The sequence below is a fragment of the Variovorax sp. W1I1 genome (assembly GCF_030815625.1).
Classification (GTDB): domain Bacteria; phylum Pseudomonadota; class Gammaproteobacteria; order Burkholderiales; family Burkholderiaceae_C; genus Variovorax; species Variovorax paradoxus_C.
The window spans coordinates 4,649,815-4,667,353 of record NZ_JAUSWZ010000001.1 but is presented as its reverse complement, the minus strand read 5'-3'; the positions used below and the strand labels follow the sequence as shown (position 1 = coordinate 4,667,353).

Here is a 17,539-nt window from a genome sequence, read left to right as displayed (position 1 = left end):
CTTTCGTGTGTGGGGGATTCAGCGCGGGCGCGTGTCGATCACGCGGCGTGCCTTGCCGGTCTGTGTGCGTTCCATCTCGTCAGGCGCGTGAACCACCACGCGCGTCGAAATGCCGATGAGCGTCTTCACGCGGTGCTGCACCCATTCGCCGACGGCGGTGCGGTCGGCCGAGGCGGCGTCGGCGGGGTTGAGTTCGCAGTGGACCTCGACCTGGTCGAGCTTGTCGACACGGCTCACGTGCACCTGGTAGAGGCCCGACAGGCTCTTGTGCGCGAGCACGATCTCCTCGACCTGCGTGGGGAAGACGTTCACGCCGCGGATGATCATCATGTCGTCGCTGCGCCCGACGATCTTGCCCATGCGGCGGAACGAACGCGAGGTGGGCGGCAACAGGCGCGTGAGGTCCCGTGTGCGGTAGCGAATGATCGGCATCGCCTCTTTGCTCAGCGACGTGAAGACCAGTTCGCCTTCTTCGCCGTCGGCTTTCAGCTCGCCGGTTTCGGGGTCGATGATCTCGGGATAGAAGTGGTCTTCCCAGATCACCGGGCCGTCCTTGCTCTCGACGCATTCGCTCGCGACGCCGGGGCCCATCACTTCGGAGAGGCCGTAGATGTCGACCGCGTCGATGCCGGCCTTGGCCTCGATGTCGCGGCGCATCGCCTCGGTCCACGGCTCGGCGCCGAAGATGCCGATCTTCAGCGAGCTGTCTTTCGCGTCGAGGCCCTGGCGCTCGAACTGCTCGATGATCACCTGCATGTAGCTGGGCGTGACCATGATGATGTTCGGCTTGAAGTCCTGGATGATCTGCACCTGCTTCTCGGTCTGCCCCCCCGACATCGGAATGACGGTGCAGCCCGCGCGCTCGGCGCCGTAGTGCGCGCCGAGGCCCCCGGTGAAGAGGCCGTAGCCGTACGACACATGCACCATGTCGCCGGGCCGTCCGCCCGCTGCGCGGATGGAGCGGGCGACGAGATCGGCCCAGGTGTCGATGTCTTTCAGCGTGTAGCCGACCACCGTCGGCTTGCCGGTGGTGCCCGACGAGGCATGGATGCGCGCCACGTTTTCGCGCGGCACGGCGAACATGCCGAAGGGGTAGTTGTCGCGCAGGTCGCTCTTCACCGTGAACGGAAACCTCGACAGGTCGGCGAGCGACTTCAGATCGTCGGGGTGCACGCCCTTCGCATCGAAGGCCTTGCGGTAGTGCGGCACGTTGTCGTAGGCGCGCTGCAGCGTGGCGCGCAGGCGCGTGAGTTGCAGAGCCGTGATCTCGTCGCGGCTCGCGGTTTCGATAAGGTCGAGTTCGCCGGGGGCGGGGTGTCGGGCGGTCATGGTGGTCTTCTTGTCTCTTCGTTCAGGCAGGGACGGCAGGAACGGCGGGGCGGCCCTTGGCGGTGTACGAACGGCCGCGGAACATCGCGATGCGCTCGCCGCGCTGGTTGGTGATTTCGGTGTCGTACACGCCGGTGCGGCCGGCCTTGGAGACCTCGTGGCAGCGCGCGGTGAGCACATCGCCTTCGCGCGCGGGGGCGATGAAGTCGATCGAGAAGCCCGAGGCCACGGTCAGCTCGTTGTACGAGTTGCAGGCGAAGGCGAAGGTCGAGTCGGCCAGCGTGGCCATGAAGCCGCCATGGCAGGTGGCGTGGCCGTTGAGCATGTCGGGGCGAACGCGCATCTCTATGGTGGCCTGGCCGGGGCCGACCTCGACGATGCGCATGTCCAGGCCCTTGGTGGCGTTGTCGTTGGCGAGCATGCCGTCGCGGACGTACTCGGCCGTCTGCTGCGGTGTGCGGGTGGGTTCGGTCATGACTCAGCGGTCCTTGAAAACGGGCGCGCGCTTGGCGCGGAAGGCTTCGACGCCTTCGCGGTAGTCGTTGGCGTTGCCCATCTCGCGCTGGATGCGGGCTTCTTCGGCGAGCGCCGCGTCGAGGTCCAAGTCCTGCGCAGCAGCCATCGCCTGGCGGGTCGCGACGAGGGCGCGGGTCGGCATCGCGGCGAGCTTGGATGCGAGTGCGGCGGCCGTGTCGGCCAATGCCGCGTCGTCTACGCACTGCCAGATCAGGCCGATGCGCGCGGCTTCTTCCGCAGGGAGCTTGTCGCCGAGCATCGCGATGCCTAGCGCGCGCGCCGAGCCCACGAGGCGTGGCAAGAGCCAGGTGCCGCCGGTGTCGGGCACGAGGCCGATCTTGGTGAAGGCCTGGATGAAGCTGGCCGAGCGGCCGGCCACGACGAGGTCGCAGCACAGCGCGAGGTTGGCGCCCGCTCCGGCGGCAACGCCGTTCACGGCGGCGACAACCGGCACCGGCATCGAGCGCAGGCGCGCGACCAGCGGGGCGTAGTAAGTGGAGATGACGTGGCCCAGGTCCTTGGGCGCCGCGCCGGGTGTGGGGTCGGGAGCGACCGACGGATCGGCGAGGTCTTGCCCGGCGCAGAAGGCACGGCCGGCACCGGTGAGCACGACGCAGCGCACGCTGTCGTCCCTGGCCGCCGATTCGAGCGCCGCCATCAATTCGGCATGCAGCCCGGTCGTGAAGCTGTTGAGCGCCGCGGGGCGGTTGAGGCTCAGCGTGCGGACGGCACCGGCGTTGCTAACGAGAACTAAAGGTTCCGACATGGCGTGTCTTTCATCCTTGTGTGGGTACGAATCGGCTAGTAAACACTATTGACCGACCGTTCGGTTGATTTTAGGATTGACCGCAATCCCGGCACAAGCGGGTCGATTCAGGGCAAACCCTGAGTCCCCCCAAAAAAAGGAGACCGACCGAATGCCCAGCTATTCCATCGACGGCGTGATTCCCGTCGTCGACCCGAGCGCCTACGTGCACCCCAGCGCCGTGCTGATCGGCGACGTGATCGTCGGCCCCAACTGTTATGTCGGCCCCTTGGCGAGCCTGCGCGGCGACTTCGGCCGCATCGTGCTGGAGGAGGGCTCCAATGTGCAGGACCACTGCTGCATCCACGGCTTTCCCGACAACGACACGGTGGTGGAGGTCAACGGCCACATCGGCCACGGCGCGATCCTGCACAGCTGCATCGTGCGGCGCGATGCGCTGGTGGGCATGAACGCGGTGGTGATGGACGAGGCCGAGATCGGCGAGAAGGCCATCGTCGCGGCCTGCGCCTTCGTTCCGGCCGGCATGAAGGTCCCGGCGCGCTCGCTGGTGTCGGGCATTCCGGCGAAGGTGAAACGCGAGCTCAGCGACGACGAGATCGCCTGGAAGCTCGAAGGCACGCACGTCTACCAGGCGCTCACGGTGCGCAGCCTCGAGAGCCTGCGCGAAGTGGCGCCGCTGGCCGAGATGGAAGCGGACCGCCCGCGCCTGCCGGCCATCGATGTGCGTTCGCTCATCGCCAAGCGGCGCGGCTGACTCGCCGTGTGCTTCATGCAAGATCGCGCGTTGTCCCCAACCGCTTGAATCCAAGGAACCCGACCCGATGCCGCGTGGAAGATCCGCCACCTACGACGACCAGCGCGAGCTGATCCTCGCGCAGGCCGCCCAGCTGTTCGCGCGCCGGGGTTATCCCGCCACGTCGATGAACCAGGTGGCCGAGGCGTGCAACCTCTCGAAGGCCACGCTCTATCACTACTACAAGGACAAGAGCAGCCTCCTCATCAGCATCGCCGAGACGCACGTGTCGAAGCTGGCGGCGCTGGTAGCAGAGGAAGAGGCCTCGACGCACACGGACGAGCAGCGCCTTCGCCGCTTCATCTACCGCATCGTCGAGGAATACGCCGGCGCGCAGGACGCGCACCGTGTGCTCACCGACGACGTGCGCTTTCTCGAAGAGGAAGACCGCGAACGCGTGCTCGACAAGGAGCGCGAGGTGGTCGCGGGCTTTGCGCGCGCGGTGTCGGCGCTGCGGCCCGGCGCGCCGAGTGACGACCTCGCCAAGCCACTGACCATGCTGCTGTTCGGCATGATTAACTGGATGTTCACCTGGATGAAGCCCACCGGAAAGCTCGACCACGCGGCGATTGCCCCGATCGTGGCCGATCTCTTCCTCGGAGGCATCGGCGCTGTGAAGTCGCCGGACTACGCGGCGATCAAGGCCGAGGCCGAGCCCGATCAGGCCGCCTTCAAGTAGCGCGCGGCCGGCTTGCTGGTCTGCGAGGCGCCGAACAGCTTGGCGCTTGCATCGACAAAAGTCGCGAGCAGGGCCGCATCGTTCACCGAGGGCAGGGTGATCGGCTCGCCCAGGTCGAGGCCGGCCAGGGCCGCGTCCACACAGTCTTCGGCGGCCATGATCGTGCCTTCGGCCAGCGCAGACATCGGCACGCCCGAGAGTTCCCAGATGTCGGTGGCCGTCGCCGCCGGCAACACCAGTTGCACCTTCACGCCGGTGCCCGCCACTTCGTCCTGCAGCCCGCGCGTGAACGCGACCACGAAGGCCTTGGTGCCGCTGTAGATGCTGCTGATCGGCAGCGTGTGAAAGCCCAGCACCGAGCCGATGTTCACCAGCGTGCCGCGGTCGCGCGACTTGAAGGCGGCGAGCGCGGTATGGCTCAGGTGCGCGAGGGCGTTGATGTTCACGTCGAGCATGCTCTGCAGTTGCGCGGCCGTGGTCTGCGCGACGGGCGCGAGCGTCGAGACGCCGGCGTTGTTGACCAGCAGCGTGATCGACGCGTCGGTGGACACAGCCTTGACGACGCGCTCGAGGTCGCTGGCAACGGCCAGATCGGCCGCCAGTGTCTGCACCTTCACGCCGTACTTGGCGCGCAGGGCGGTCGCGACTTCTTCCAGCAGGTCGGCGCGGCGTGCCACCAGCACGAGGTCGTGGCCGCGGCGGGCCAGGCGGTCCGCGTAGATCTTGCCGAGGCCGGCCGATGCGCCTGTGACGACGGCGGTGCCGAGGGTTGCTTGTTCGCTCATTTCGATTCCATTCAAGAGTTGGTTCAACGGGTTGTGGCTCAAAGCATGATGACCATCATGTTTGAAGTGGCGAAGCATGATAGTTATCATGCTTAGCGTCAATCGAGGTCCTGAAGTACCCCGGAACAGAAAGAGGTCACATGCGATACCCCGCAGCGGAAACCGCCGAAAAGCACCAGAAGATCCTTGCCGAGGCTTCGCGCCTGTTCAAGGAGCGCGGCTTTGGTGTGAGCGTGAGCGAGATCATGAAAACCACGGGCCTCACGCACGGGCCCTTCTACAACCACTTCGACTCGAAGGAGGCGCTGATGGCCGAGTGCATCACGCACTCCGCCGCGTCCGCGCTCGCCGATCTCGATGTGGCCGGCGAAACGTCCGAGGGCATGCGCGCCTACGTGCAGAGCTACCTGAGCCACGAGCACCGCGACGCGCGCGCCGAGGGCTGTTTGATCGCGGCGTTCGCCGGCCAAGCGGGCAACGGCGAAGGCGTGAATGCGTCGCTCACGGCGTACCTGAAGTCGGTCATCGACCGGTTCGCCCGCAACTTTCCGTGGCGATCGAAGAAGAATGCGCGGGGCGATGCGATCCGCACGCTGGCGTCGATGTATGGCGGCGTTGTGATGGCCCGCGCGGTGGACGACGAGGCGCTGTCGGAGGAAATCCTGCGCGAGGTGCTCGCCGGCCTCGAGGCCGCGCCGAAGTCGAAGTCCAGCGCTAAAGAATCCGGTTGAACCAGAGCAGCGACAGCCCCGCCGACAGCAGTGTGAGCACCGCCGCGCCGAGCGCGAACAGCGCCGAGATTTCGGTTTCCTTCTTCTCCACGGTGAGCTTGGAGCTCAGCGTTTCGTAGACCTTCTTCAGGTCGTTCGCGGTGCCCGCGTAGAAGTACTCGGCATTGGTCTTGTTGGCGACGGCCTTGAGTGTTTCCTCGTCGAGCCGCACGCGCATCGACCAGCCTTCGAAGCCGATCGTTTCGCCATCGACCGTGCCCACGCCCACCGTGTAGATGCGCACGCCGCGGTCGGCCGCGGCCTTGGCCGCATCGAGCGGATCGACGCCGGTGGTGCGCTGGCCGTCGGTCAGCATGATGATCGCGGCCGAGGTGAAGGAGCCGGGCGCCACGGGTGTGAAGTCCTTGAGCTTCTTCTCGGTCTGGTCGATCGGCGTGCCGCGCTGGCGGCTCGGTGCGCTGAACTGCTCGACGTCGATGCCGGCATCGGGGAACAGCGTGGCGAGTGACACCACGATGGCGTTGCCGGTGGCGGTGGCGCGCTGAAGCTGGAAGCTGTCGATGGCGGTCACCAGGTCGTCGTGGTTGGTGGTGGGCAGCTGCGCCACCTGCGCGCTGCCCGCGAAAGCGACGATGCCCACCTTCACGGTGCGGGGCAGATCCTTGATGAAGCTCTTGGCCGCTTCCTGCGCCGCCACCAGCCGGTTGGGCAGCACGTCGGCCGCGCGCATGCTGCCCGAGACGTCCATCGCAAGGATGATGGTCTGCTGGTTCGAAGGCAGCATCACCACCGCCATCGGCCGCGCCGCGGCCACCAGCATGGCGGCCATGGCCAGGAGGAACAGCAAGGGCGGAAGATGCCTTCTGAAACTCTGGCCCGCGCCCATCGCCTCGCGCACGATCGAGAGGCTGGCATAGCGCACCGCCATCTTCTTCTTGCGGCGGATCAGCCAGACATAGAGCAACACCAGCAGCGGCAACGCCGCCAGCAACCAGAGGAATTGAGGCCAGAGAAATGTCATGCTGCCACCGCCTTCACGCTGCCCGAGCTTGCCCCTGAACCGACGCGCGTGCGGCGCTTGCGCAGATCGGCGAAACGAACGATGGCTTCCACCAGGTCGTCGCTGGTCGAAAGCTCCAGGGCGTCGACGCCGGCCTTGGCGAGCGAGGCGCGCAGCGTCGCCTCGCGTTCGGCGGCCAGGCGCGCGAAGCGCTTGCGGAATCCGGCATCGTGGGTGTCGACCCAGAGCTGCTCGCCGGTCTCGGCATCGCGCAGCGGCACGAGGCCGAGGTCAGGCAGTTCGAGTTCGAGCGGATCGAAGAGGCGAACGGCGATCACTTCATGCCGCTGCACCAGTTGGCCCAGCGGACGCTCCCAGCCAGGCTCGCTCAGGAAGTCGGACACGACGAAGACGGTGGAGCGACGCGGCATCAGCGTCGCGGCGGATTTCAGCAGGTCGTCCAGGCGCGTCATGCCTTTCTGCGCGGGGCCGTCCGCCTTGTCGGCGCGGCGCTCCATCGCGTGCAGCAAATGCAGCACATGGCGCCGGCCGCTGCGCGGCGGGATCACGGCTTCGAGGTCGTTGCCGTAGACCAGCGCGCCGACCCGGTTGCCATGGCGCGTGAGCAGCCGTGCGAGCACACCGACGAAGCCGGCCGAGATCTCGCGCTTGGCCTTCAGGCCCGAGCCGAAGTCGACCGAGCGGCTGAGATCCAGCACGAACCAGGCGGCCATCTCGCGGTCTTCGGTGAAGACGCGCACGTGCGGCGTCTGCAGGCGCGCGGTGACGTTCCAGTCGATGTGGCGCACGTCGTCGTGGTGCTGGTATTCGCGCAGGTCCGCCAGGTCGAGCCCGCTGCCGCGCATCAGGGTGCGGTAGTCGCCCTGCAGCAGGCCGTCGAGGCGGCGAATGACCGTCCATTCGAGCCGGCGCAGCGCGCGTTCGGCCCCGCCGGCTTCTGTTGCAAGCCGTTCGTCGTTCGCGGCCGCGGGGGCCTTACGCCACCAGCTTTTCATGTTCGAGCGGTTTGGGTGGTGCGGGGATCGCCCGCATGATCTTCTCGATCAGGCTGTCCGGCGTCAGGCCTTCGGACAGGCCTTCGTAGGAAAGCGTCACGCGGTGGCGCAGCACGTCGGCGACCAGCGCCGTCATGTCCTCTGGCAGCGCGTAGCTGCGGCCGCGCAGCAGCGCAAGCGCACGCGCGCCCTCGGTGAGGCTGATGCTGGCGCGCGGGCTGGCGCCGAAGGTGATGAAGCGGCGCATGTCCTTCAGGCCGTGCTTCTCGGGCGTGCGCGTGGCCGAGACAAGCTTCACCGCGTACTGGATGAGGGACGGGTCGACATACACGCGCCGCGCCTCCGCCTGCAGCGCCGCAAGCTGCTCGGTGGTGGCGACCGGGCTGGCCTCCACCGGCGGGCCGATCACGCGCTGGACGATGACGAACTCTTCCTCGTCGCTCGGGTAGTCGACCAGCACCTTCATCATGAAGCGGTCGACCTGCGCCTCGGGCAGTGGGTAGGTGCCCTCGGTCTCGATGGGGTTCTGCGTCGCCATCACGAGGAAGGGGCGCGGCACCTTGTGCGTTTCGCCGGCGATGGTGACCTGGCGCTCCTGCATCACTTCGAGCAGCGCGCTCTGCACCTTGGCCGGCGCGCGGTTGATTTCATCGGCCAGCAGCAGGTTGGCGAACACCGGGCCCAGCGAGGTGCTGAATTCGCCCGTCTTCTGGTTGTAGATGCGCGTGCCCACCAGGTCGGCCGGCACCAGGTCGGGCGTGAACTGGATGCGCTTGAAATGGCCGCGCACGGTGTCGGCCAGCGTCTTGATGGTGAGCGTCTTCGCGAGACCGGGAACGCCTTCGACCAGCAGGTGGCCGCCCGCGAGCATAGCGACCATCACGCGCTCCAGAAAGCGGTCCTGGCCCACGACCACGCGCTTGACCTCATAGAGGATCTGCTCCATCAGCTCGGCGGTGGCAGGCGCCGTGGCGAAGGTCGAGATGGGAGTTGTCTCTGTGCTCATGCGAAGGGCTTTCTTTCGAGGAAATCAGAAAGGCGGCGAACCCGCCGCAGAGGCCGCGTTCTCGATAGGCACCGCGAAGCCGATGCCGATGAAGGTGCGCTGCTGCGTGGGGTTGAGGATGGCGGTGACGATGCCCAGCACCTCGCCGTCCATGTTGATGAGCGGGCCGCCCGAATTGCCCGGGTTGGCGGCCGCGTCGAACTGGATGAGGTTGCCCAGCTCCTGCTTGCCCTCGGGCGAGCGGAACGAGCGCTTCAGGCCCGACACCACGCCCGCCGACACCGAAGGCCCGATGCCGAACGGAAAGCCCACGGCCGCGACCTGATCGCCGGGGCGCAGGTCGGCGGTGGAGCGCATCGCGGCGGGAATCAGGTCGTCGGGAATCTTCTGCGCCTGCAGCACCGCGAGGTCGTTCTCGGGCTGCACGCCGGTGATGACGGCCACCGCTTCGAGCCCGTCGGCGAAGGTGACCTTGATCTTCTCGGAGCCGGCCACGACGTGCAGGTTGGTGAGAATCACGCCCTTGTCGACGATGACCACGCCGGTGCCGACACCGCGCTCGACCTCCCCGGGCGCGGCACCGTCGAGCGGCGCCTCGGGCGGCTTGCCCTTGGCCATGTTGCGGCCGCGCTTCTGGGTCTTGGCTTCGGGCGTGGCCTTCTCGGGGCCGTAGCCCACCACGCGAACGACCGAGGGCCGGATGATGTCGGCCGCTCTTGCCGCGGGAGAGGGGAGGGTCGCTGTCTGCATCGTGCGCAGCACGGCCGCGTCGATGTCTTTCTGCGTGATCACCTTGCCCTGGCGCGGCCACCACACGGTGCCGCCGGTGACCAGCGCCGCGCACAGCACGAGGAGGAGGGCGAAGCTCTTGCGTCCGGGTTGCCACCCGGTGCGGTTGAGCGGCGGCTGCACGGTGCCACCTGCGCCTGCCGTGTCCGGGGATGCCGCGGCATCCGCCGTCTGATCGGCCGCTTGTTCTGCGGCCGGCGGCGGCGTGCGGGGCGAACGGCTGTAGAAAGCGGGCCTGCGCATCGGAGAACCTCCGGCAAAAAAGACGCGTGAAGGAGTTCACAGTAGCACGCTTTCCGCGCCTGCGCATCCCTTCGGGCATCATGGCGCGATGGCTTCGTTTGTCGATACCCACTGCCACCTGGACGCGCCCGAATTCGGTGCGGAGATGCCGCAGATCCGTGCCCGCGCCGCGGCCCAAGGGGTTTCCCTGTGCGTGATTCCCGCCGTGGCCGTCTTCAACTTCGAGACCGTGCGGGAGCTCGCCCACAAGCAGGGCGATGCCTACGCGCTGGGCATCCACCCACTTTGCACGGGCCAGGCGCAGGACGCGGACCTCGAAAGGCTCGATGCGGAGCTGACCGCGCGACAGGGCGACCCCCGGCTCGTGGCGGTCGGCGAGATCGGGCTCGACTACTTCGTCGAGGGCCTGGACGGCCCGAAGCAGGAGCGCTTTTTTCACACTCAGTTGCAACTGGCACGCAAGCACGGGTTACCCGTGCTCATCCATGTGCGGCGTTCGGTCGACAAGGTGCTCAAGCATCTGCGGCAGACGGCGGGCGGGCGGCCATGGCAAGGGATCGCGCACGCGTTCAATGGAAGCGAACAACAGGCCAACGCATGCATCGAACTCGGGCTCAAGCTCGGCTTCGGCGGCGCGGTGACCTTCGAACGCGCGCTGCAATTGCGGCGCCTCGCGACCACGTTGCCGCTTGCCTCGATCGTGATGGAAACGGATGCACCCGACATCCAGCCGCACTGGCTCTACCGCACGCAGGCAGAGCGCGATGCCGGCCAAGCGCAGGGCCGGAACGACCCCGGCGAACTGCCGCGCATCGCCCAAGTGGTGGCCGGATTGCGCGGCATCGGCATCGATGCGCTGGCCGACGCCACCACCCGGAATGCGGTCGAAACGCTGCCGAAGCTTGAAAGTCTGATGGCCTTGTCGGAGCGCGCGCCGCACGCTGCGTAGGCCAACGTCCCGAGTTGGGGTTGGGGTGGCATGGGGCGAGTTTTTGCTGTCATCCTTGAAGTTCGAAGTGGCGTTGCTTGCACAGTGGCAAGTCCGTCACTCCAACACTTCACTCAAAAAGGAGTCTTCCATGACCACATCTTTTGTTCGCAACATGCCTGTCGTGCTCGCCCTGGCGCTCGCCTCCATCGGCGTGTCCGCCGTGGCACAGACCACCGCCCCGGCCGCCACACCCGCAACGGCCCAGCCGACCACCACCGAGAAGGTGAAGGAAGCCGGCAGCGAGGCAGTGGATGCCACCAAGCGCACGACCAAGAAGGCCGTGAACGCCACCGAAAACGGTGCCGAAAAGGCCTGGGACGCTACCAAGAGCACCACCAAGAAGGCCGCGAACGCGACCGAGCGCGGCACCAAGAAGGCTTGGAACGCGACCAAGAAAACCACCAAGAAGGCCACCAACGCCACCAAGAACGCGGCCGCCAAGACCGGCGACGCTGTTGAAACCGCCGGCCACAAGACGGCCGACGGCATGCGCAGCACAGGTGCTGCCATTGGCGAGAAGATTCCTGGCACGGCGGAGAACGCGGCTGCCAAGAAGCAATAAGGCTTGCTCTGCGGCCTCGAAAAGAACCCGCTTCGGCGGGTTTTTTTGTGGGCGGCGACAGTGCTGCCAAGATGCAGTCCATGAACCGATCCACCGCACCCGACCCCGACAACCTGGTGCTCACAGGCCTCGCGCCCATCGTCTCGCCCGCCACCGTCGTGCTGATCCTCGGCAGCTTTCCGGGTGTGCGCTCGCTCGAACAGCAGCAGTACTATGCGCATCCCCAAAACCAGTTCTGGAAGATCTTGCAAGCCGTCTGGCCCGACCACCCTTTGCCGACCGGCGCCGACAGCTATGCAAGAAAGAAGGCATGGCTGCTCGATCGCGGCCTGGGCGTGTGGGACGTGTACGCGGCCTGCGAGCGTGAAGGCAGCCTCGATTCGGCGATTCGCGCGCCGGTCGCGAACGACATCGCCGGCCTGAAGCTGCCGAAGCTCGCCGCCATTGCGCACAACGGTGGCGAGAGCTTCAAGCATGCGCGCCACACGCGCACGCTCGGCGTGCCGGTCTACCAGCTGCCTTCCACCAGCCCCGCCAATGCGTCGTGGAGCTTCGAGCGCAAGCTCGCGGCCTGGCGCGAGGTCTTCGACGCCCACAAACTCACCTGATCCGATGGCCACGCGCACCACCCCCGTCCTTCCCGAAGTCAATTTTTCCGATTGGGGCGACATCCGTTATCTGCACCTGGGCACCGAATGGGTCCAGGGCTCCATGAAGCTCGATGCGCCGTTCGAGATCGAACTCGAATACGTGCAGCGCATGATGGCCTGGCTGCTCTTCGTCGCTGGCAAGACCGTCGCCAGCCGCCATGCGATGCAACTCGGCCTCGGCGCGGCCACGCTCACCAAGTTCAGCCGCAAGACCCTGCGCATGCGCACCACGGCGGTCGAGCTCAACCCGCAGGTGGTGTCGGCCTGCCGCGGCTGGTTCAAGCTGCCGGCCGACGATCCGAAGCTGCGCGTGGTGATTGCCGATGCGGCGGTCGAGATCCGCAAGCCCGAGTGGCACGGCACCGTCGATGCGCTGCAGGTCGACCTGTACGACCATGAAGCAGCGGCGCCTGTGCTCGACAGCGAAGACTTCTATGCCGACTGTCGCGCGCTGCTCACCGAAGACGGCTGCATGACGGTCAACCTCTTCGGCCGCTCGTCGAGCTACGAGCGCAGCCTCGAGAAGATCGCCGCCGCGTTCGGTGCCGATGCGGTCTGGGCCTTCAAGCCGACGCGCGAAGGCAACACGGTGGTGCTGGCGCAGCGCACGCCGAGCCGCCCGAAGCGCGAGGTGCTTGCCGAGCGCTCGCAAACGATCCAGACTCGCTGGAGTCTTCCCGCACCGAAGTGGCTGCGGGTGTTCAAGCCCCTGAATACTTCCCTCACCCGAACCTCCGGCCCATGAGCGCTGTTCCCGCAGTTTCCGCCCCCGCACCCCTGGCCGCCCGCCACGAAGGCCCGCTCGACCTGCGCCGCCTGATCGAATGGCTGGCCACCGACGGCGTCATTTCCCCCGTCGAAGCCAAGCGCACCATCGCGCGCTGCGCACAGGCAGAAAGCCGCCAGGCGCCGCTGGTGCGTCTGGCCAACGTGGCGATGACGCGCGAGAGCGACAGCAAGCCGCTCGATCTCGAAGCCCTCACGCAATGGCTCGCCGGCCGTGCCGGCCTCACGTACCTGCGCATCGATCCACTGAAGGTCGACGTGGGCAAGGTCGCCGACACCATGAGCGCGGCCTACGCCGAGCGCCACAAGGTGCTGCCGGTGCAGGTGCTGCCCAACGAGGTGGTGGTGGCGACGGCCGAGCCCTTTCTCACCGACTGGATCGCAGAGGTCGAGCGCCAGTCCAAGCGCACGGTGCGGCGCGTGGTGGCGAACCCGGCCGATATCCAGCGCTACACCGCCGAGTTCTTCGCGCTAGCGAAATCGGTGCGCGCCGCGCAGAAAGCCGGCGGCAACACCGGCGGCGCGAGCTTCGAGCAGCTGGTCGAACTCGGCAAGAGCACCAAGCAGCTCGACGCCAACGACCAGAGCGTGGTGCAGGTGGTCGACTGGCTCTGGCAGTACGCCTTCGACCAGCGCGCGAGCGACATCCACCTGGAGCCGCGCCGCGAGCAAGGCGTGATCCGTTTCCGCATCGACGGCATCCTGCACCCGGCCTACCAGATGCCGATGGGCGTGATGAACGCGATGGTCGCGCGCATCAAGCTGCTGGGCCGCATGGACGTGGTGGAAAAGCGCCGTCCGCTCGACGGCCGCATCAAGACCCGCAACATGCGCGGCGACGAAGTCGAGATGCGTCTGTCCACCTTGCCGACCGCTTTCGGCGAGAAGATGGTGATGCGGATCTTCGACCCCGACACCGCGGTGAAGGACCTCGATGCGCTCGGCTTCGCGCAGCACGATGCGCAGCGCTGGGAGCAACTGGTCACGCGGCCCAACGGCATCATCCTGGTGACCGGCCCGACGGGCTCGGGCAAGACCACCACGCTGTACTCCACGTTGAAGCGCGTGGCGACCGAGGAGGTGAACGTGAGCACGGTGGAAGACCCGATCGAAATGATCGAGCCTTCGTTCAACCAGACGCAGGTGCAGCCGCAACTGGACTTCGGTTTTACCGAAGGCCTGCGCGCACTGATGCGGCAGGACCCGGACATCATCATGGTCGGCGAAATCCGCGACCTCGCCACCGCCGAGATGGCGGTGCAGGCCGCGCTCACGGGCCACCTCGTGTTCAGCACGCTGCACACCAACGATGCGCCGAGCGCCATCACGCGGATGATGGAACTGGGCGTGCCGTCGTACCTCATCACCGCCGTGATGCTGGGCGTGCTCGCGCAGCGCCTCGTGCGCACGCTGTGCCCGCATTGCAAGCAGCCCGACGACACGGTCACGCGCGAGAGCCTCGAGGCCATCGTCAAGCCATGGCAGATCACCGGCTCCGTGCGCGCCTACAAGCCCGTGGGTTGCGTCGATTGCCGCATGACCGGCTACATGGGCCGCATGGGCTTGTACGAACTGCTGAGCGTGACCGAGGGCTTCAAGGACAAGGTCACCAAGGAACCCAACCTCACAGGCCTTCGGCGCCAGGCCGTGATCGACGGCATGCGGCCTTTGCGCCTTGCCGGCGCACTGCGCGTGGCCGAGGGCGTGACCACCATCGAAGAGGTTCTGAGCGCCACGCCACCCCTGGAGTGATGTGTTGCCATTTGGGTTAACCCTAACCGTTTGGTTAGTGAAATCCACATCCGCCTGACCACAAGCTGACCGGACAATCCCGCATCGAAACTTGTTCGAGGAGACTGTTCGTGAAAATCAAAAGTCAGAAAGACTTTTTCTCGGGACTGATGTTCACCGTCGTCGGTGTGGGGTTCGCCTGGGGCGCCACCACCTACAGCGTGGGCAGTGGCGCCCGCATGGGTCCGGGTTACTTCCCGTTGATGCTCGGCATCCTGATGTCCTTGATCGGCCTCGGGATCATGTTCAGCGGCCTCACCGTTGAAACGACCGACGGCGAAAAAATCGGCAAGTGGGCCTGGAAGCAGGTGGTGTTCATCCTGGGCGCCAATCTCGCGTTCGGCATCCTGCTCGGCGGCCTGCCGAGCATCGGCGTGCCGGCCATGGGAATGATCATCGCGATCTACGCGCTCGTGATCATCTCCAGCCTCGCGGGCCACGAGTTCAAGCTGCCCACCGTGCTGATCCTGGCGACGGTGCTCGCCATCGGCAGCTACATCGCATTCATCTGGGCGCTCAAGCTGCAGATCCAGGTCTGGCCGACCTTCATCACCGGTTGAGAAGAAAGCTGCGCACATGGAATTGTTTGACCATCTCTCGATGGGTTTTGGCGTTGCCTTTACCTTCACCAACCTGCTGTATTGCCTCGTCGGCTGCATTCTGGGCACCCTGATCGGCGTGCTGCCGGGCATCGGCCCGGTCGCGACCATCGCGATGCTGCTGCCCGCCACGTACGCGCTGCCGCCCGTCTCGGCGCTGATCATGCTGGCCGGTATCTACTACGGCGCGCAATACGGCGGTTCGACCACCGCCATCCTGGTGAACCTGCCGGGCGAATCGTCCTCGGTGGTGACCGTGATCGACGGCTACCAGATGGCGCGCAAGGGCCGTGCGGGCCCCGCGCTCGCGGCTGCGGGCCTGGGCTCGTTCTTCGCCGGCTGCGTCGGCACGCTGATCCTGGCTGCCTTCGCACCGCCGCTGACCGAGCTCGCCTTCAAGTTCGGCCCCGCCGAATACTTCTCGCTGATGATCCTGGGCCTGATCGGCGCCGTGGTGCTGGCCTCGGGCTCGCTGCTCAAGGCCATCGCGATGATCGTGCTGGGCCTCTTGCTGGGTCTGGTCGGTACCGACGTGAACTCGGGTGTCGCGCGCTACAGCTTCGACATTCCAGAGCTCACCGACGGCATCGGCTTCGTGGCCATCGCCATGGGCGTGTTCGGTTACGGCGAAATCATTGCCAACCTCTCGCGCCCCGACGACGAACGTGAAGTGTTCACCGCCAAGGTCTCGGGCCTGTTCCCGACCAAGGAAGACTTCAAGCGCATGGTGCCTGCCGTTCTGCGCGGCACGGCGCTGGGTTCTGCGTTGGGCATCCTGCCCGGCGGCGGTGCGCTGCTGGCGGCCTTCGCGGCCTACACGATCGAGAAGAAGACCAAGCTGAAGCCGGGCGAAGTGCCCTTCGGCAAGGGCAACATCCGCGGCGTGGCGGCTCCCGAGTCGGCCAACAATGCCGGTGCGCAAACCTCCTTCATTCCGCTGCTGACGCTGGGCATTCCGCCCAACGCCGTGATGGCGCTGATGGTGGGCGCAATGACCATCCACAACATCCAGCCGGGCCCGCAGGTGATGACCAGCAACCCCGAGCTGTTCTGGGGCCTGATCGCCTCGATGTGGCTGGGCAACGCGATGCTGATCATCCTGAACCTGCCGCTGATCGGCATGTGGATCAAGCTGTTGTCGGTGCCGTACAAGTTCCTGTTCCCGGCGATCGTGCTGTTCTGCGCGATCGGCGTGTACTCGACCAACAACAACACCTTCGACATCTGGATGGTGGGCATCTTCGGTCTGGTGGGCTACACCTTCTTCAAGCTGGGTTGCGAGCCTGCGCCATTGCTGCTGGGCTTCATCCTCGGGCCGATGATGGAAGAGAACCTGCGCCGCTCGCTGCTCTTGTCGCGTGGCGACTGGAGCGTGTTCGTCACGCGTCCGATCTCCGCGAGCCTGCTGGCTGCCGCTGCATTGCTGCTGGTGATCGTGCTGTTGCCTGCGGTGAAGTCGAAGCGCGAGGAAGCCTTCGTCGAGGAATAAGCGGGCTTCGGCTCTGTCTTGGAAACACGGCGCCTTCGGGCGCCGTTTTCATTTGTTTGCGCGTGGCGGTTTCATGTGCTGCCGCGCCATCGCCAAGAAGGCCAGCGCCGCCGGGCTCAGCGGATGCTTGGCCAGCCGCACCGCGACAACTGGGTATTCGAGCGTCGGCCGCGTCACCGCCACGGCGCGAAGATTGCCCGGCATCAGCACCTCCACATAGCGCGGCAGCAGCGCCACGCCCGCGCCCGCCTGGATGAGGCCGAACGCCGTCGACAGCATCGACACGTGATGCACCACGTGCGGGTACACGTTCGCCACGCTCGACAATTGGCGGCTCACCGCGCGCCAGATGTTGGCGTCGGGGTTGACGTGGATGAAGGGCAGCGCGTCCAGGTGCTTCGCATCGACCACCACGCGCTGCGCGAGCGGATGGTCGTCGCGCACGAAGAGGGCCATGCGTTCGGTGAACAGCGGCTCGGTCGCAAGTTCGGAGTGCTTCTGCCCGATGTCCGAGCCGAAGCCGAGATCGGCCTCCTGCGAGAGGATGCGCGAGATCATCTGCTCGGCCGTGCTGTCGAGCAGCGTGGTCGCGAGCGTCGGGTGCTTCTGCGAGAAGCGTCCGAGCATCGGCGGCAGCAGGGCGCCCGCCGTGAGGTGGCCCACGGCCAGCACGACGCGCCCTTCACGCAACTGCGACTGCGAGCGGCAGGCGCCGACCGATTCGTCGATCAGCCGCAGCGCCCGAACGGCCGTTTCGACCATCACCTGGCCCGCGCTCGTGAGCTGGATGCGGCGGCCCCGCACGATCAGCGGCTGCCCGAGTTGCTCTTCCATGCGCTTGACCAGGTGGCTGATGGCCGGCTGCGTGAGCTGCAGGCTTTCCGCTGCCAATGTGAAGCTGCCCGTTTCGGCGACCGCCGCCAGCGCCCGCAACTGCTGCAGCGAGACTTCTTCCGTGGCGTTCTTTGTCATAAGCCGCGCTCATAGTTGAATAAGCTGGATTATCTGGCTTGATGCA

General features: G+C 66.4%; 19 protein-coding genes. 10 read left to right on the top strand and 9 right to left on the bottom strand.

Annotated features, from left to right (window positions below):
• Positions 1 to 18: 18 nt before the first annotated feature.
• From paaK to QFZ83_RS21900, 3 genes are read right to left on the bottom strand one after another with little or no spacing between them, the layout of a single operon-like run.
• Positions 19 to 1,329, bottom strand: coding sequence for a phenylacetate--CoA ligase PaaK (gene paaK / locus QFZ83_RS21910; protein WP_307510044.1), 1,311 nt, complete (start codon positions 1,327 to 1,329; stop codon positions 19 to 21).
• 22 nt (positions 1,330 to 1,351) lie between these two features.
• Positions 1,352 to 1,804 (bottom strand): hydroxyphenylacetyl-CoA thioesterase PaaI, encoded by a 453-nt coding sequence (paaI, locus tag QFZ83_RS21905; RefSeq protein ID WP_307510042.1) that lies wholly within the window; start codon positions 1,802 to 1,804, stop codon positions 1,352 to 1,354.
• Positions 1,805 to 1,807: 3 nt separating this feature from the next.
• The gene (locus tag QFZ83_RS21900) at positions 1,808 to 2,611 is read right to left on the bottom strand and encodes an enoyl-CoA hydratase-related protein (protein WP_307510039.1); all 804 of its coding nucleotides are present in this window, start codon (positions 2,609 to 2,611) and stop codon (positions 1,808 to 1,810) included.
• A 151-nt stretch (positions 2,612 to 2,762) separates the two neighbouring features.
• Between QFZ83_RS21900 and QFZ83_RS21895 the strand changes: the two genes are divergently transcribed.
• Together QFZ83_RS21895 and QFZ83_RS21890 are read left to right on the top strand one after the other, a co-directional pair.
• Complete coding sequence (locus QFZ83_RS21895; protein WP_307510036.1) at positions 2,763 to 3,365, top strand: phenylacetic acid degradation protein PaaY; 603 nt, start codon at positions 2,763 to 2,765, stop codon at positions 3,363 to 3,365.
• A gap of 67 nt (positions 3,366 to 3,432) precedes the next feature.
• Entirely contained in the window at positions 3,433 to 4,083 is a 651-nt protein-coding gene (locus QFZ83_RS21890; protein ID WP_307510033.1) for a TetR/AcrR family transcriptional regulator, read from the top strand.
• On the opposite strand, the gene QFZ83_RS21885 is transcribed toward QFZ83_RS21890, so the two are convergent.
• Positions 4,065 to 4,868, bottom strand: a complete 804-nt coding sequence (locus tag QFZ83_RS21885) for an SDR family oxidoreductase (RefSeq protein WP_307510030.1) — start codon at positions 4,866 to 4,868, stop codon at positions 4,065 to 4,067. The genes QFZ83_RS21890 and QFZ83_RS21885 overlap by 19 nt on opposite strands.
• Positions 4,869 to 5,008: 140 nt before the next feature.
• Between QFZ83_RS21885 and QFZ83_RS21880 the strand changes: the two genes are divergently transcribed.
• Positions 5,009 to 5,599 (top strand): TetR/AcrR family transcriptional regulator, encoded by a 591-nt coding sequence (locus tag QFZ83_RS21880; RefSeq protein ID WP_307510027.1) that lies wholly within the window; start codon positions 5,009 to 5,011, stop codon positions 5,597 to 5,599.
• Here the strand turns inward: QFZ83_RS21880 and QFZ83_RS21875 are convergent.
• From QFZ83_RS21875 to QFZ83_RS21860, 4 genes are read right to left on the bottom strand one after another with little or no spacing between them, the layout of a single operon-like run.
• Positions 5,583 to 6,620, bottom strand: a complete 1,038-nt coding sequence (locus tag QFZ83_RS21875; protein ID WP_013539797.1) for a VWA domain-containing protein — start codon at positions 6,618 to 6,620, stop codon at positions 5,583 to 5,585. The genes QFZ83_RS21880 and QFZ83_RS21875 overlap by 17 nt on opposite strands.
• Entirely contained in the window at positions 6,617 to 7,615 is a 999-nt protein-coding gene (locus QFZ83_RS21870; protein ID WP_307510024.1) for a DUF58 domain-containing protein, read from the bottom strand. Before QFZ83_RS21870 ends, QFZ83_RS21875 begins: the two co-directional genes overlap by 4 nt.
• Positions 7,596 to 8,621, bottom strand: coding sequence for a MoxR family ATPase (locus tag QFZ83_RS21865; protein ID WP_307510021.1), 1,026 nt, complete (start codon positions 8,619 to 8,621; stop codon positions 7,596 to 7,598). Before QFZ83_RS21865 ends, QFZ83_RS21870 begins: the two co-directional genes overlap by 20 nt.
• A 24-nt stretch (positions 8,622 to 8,645) precedes the next feature.
• Positions 8,646 to 9,653: a S1C family serine protease gene (locus QFZ83_RS21860; protein ID WP_307510019.1), complete on the bottom strand. Its 1,008-nt coding sequence runs from the start codon at positions 9,651 to 9,653 to the stop codon at positions 8,646 to 8,648.
• 88 nt (positions 9,654 to 9,741) lie between these two features.
• Between QFZ83_RS21860 and QFZ83_RS21855 the strand changes: the two genes are divergently transcribed.
• From QFZ83_RS21855 to QFZ83_RS21825, 7 genes are all read left to right on the top strand, one after another.
• Entirely contained in the window at positions 9,742 to 10,602 is an 861-nt protein-coding gene (locus QFZ83_RS21855) for a TatD family hydrolase (RefSeq protein WP_307510017.1), read from the top strand.
• Between the two features lie 130 nt (positions 10,603 to 10,732).
• Positions 10,733 to 11,206 (top strand): hypothetical protein, encoded by a 474-nt coding sequence (locus tag QFZ83_RS21850; protein WP_307510014.1) that lies wholly within the window; start codon positions 10,733 to 10,735, stop codon positions 11,204 to 11,206.
• 80 nt (positions 11,207 to 11,286) lie between these two features.
• Entirely contained in the window at positions 11,287 to 11,814 is a 528-nt protein-coding gene (locus QFZ83_RS21845; protein WP_307510011.1) for a DNA-deoxyinosine glycosylase, read from the top strand.
• A gap of 4 nt (positions 11,815 to 11,818) precedes the next feature.
• Positions 11,819 to 12,601 carry a spermidine synthase gene (locus QFZ83_RS21840; protein WP_307510007.1) on the top strand — a complete coding sequence of 261 codons (783 nt, stop codon included), beginning with the start codon at positions 11,819 to 11,821 and terminating at the stop codon, positions 12,599 to 12,601.
• Positions 12,598 to 14,394: a GspE/PulE family protein gene (locus QFZ83_RS21835; RefSeq protein ID WP_307510005.1), complete on the top strand. Its 1,797-nt coding sequence runs from the start codon at positions 12,598 to 12,600 to the stop codon at positions 14,392 to 14,394. Before QFZ83_RS21840 ends, QFZ83_RS21835 begins: the two co-directional genes overlap by 4 nt.
• Positions 14,395 to 14,504: 110 nt before the next feature.
• Entirely contained in the window at positions 14,505 to 14,993 is a 489-nt protein-coding gene (locus tag QFZ83_RS21830; protein ID WP_306880061.1) for a tripartite tricarboxylate transporter TctB family protein, read from the top strand.
• Positions 14,994 to 15,009: 16 nt separating this feature from the next.
• Complete coding sequence (locus QFZ83_RS21825) at positions 15,010 to 16,521, top strand: tripartite tricarboxylate transporter permease (RefSeq protein WP_306880059.1); 1,512 nt, start codon at positions 15,010 to 15,012, stop codon at positions 16,519 to 16,521.
• Between the two features lie 48 nt (positions 16,522 to 16,569).
• Here QFZ83_RS21825 and QFZ83_RS21820 read toward each other — a convergent pair whose 3' ends face one another.
• Entirely contained in the window at positions 16,570 to 17,493 is a 924-nt protein-coding gene (locus QFZ83_RS21820) for a LysR family transcriptional regulator (RefSeq protein WP_306880057.1), read from the bottom strand.
• Positions 17,494 to 17,539: the final 46 nt, after the last annotated feature.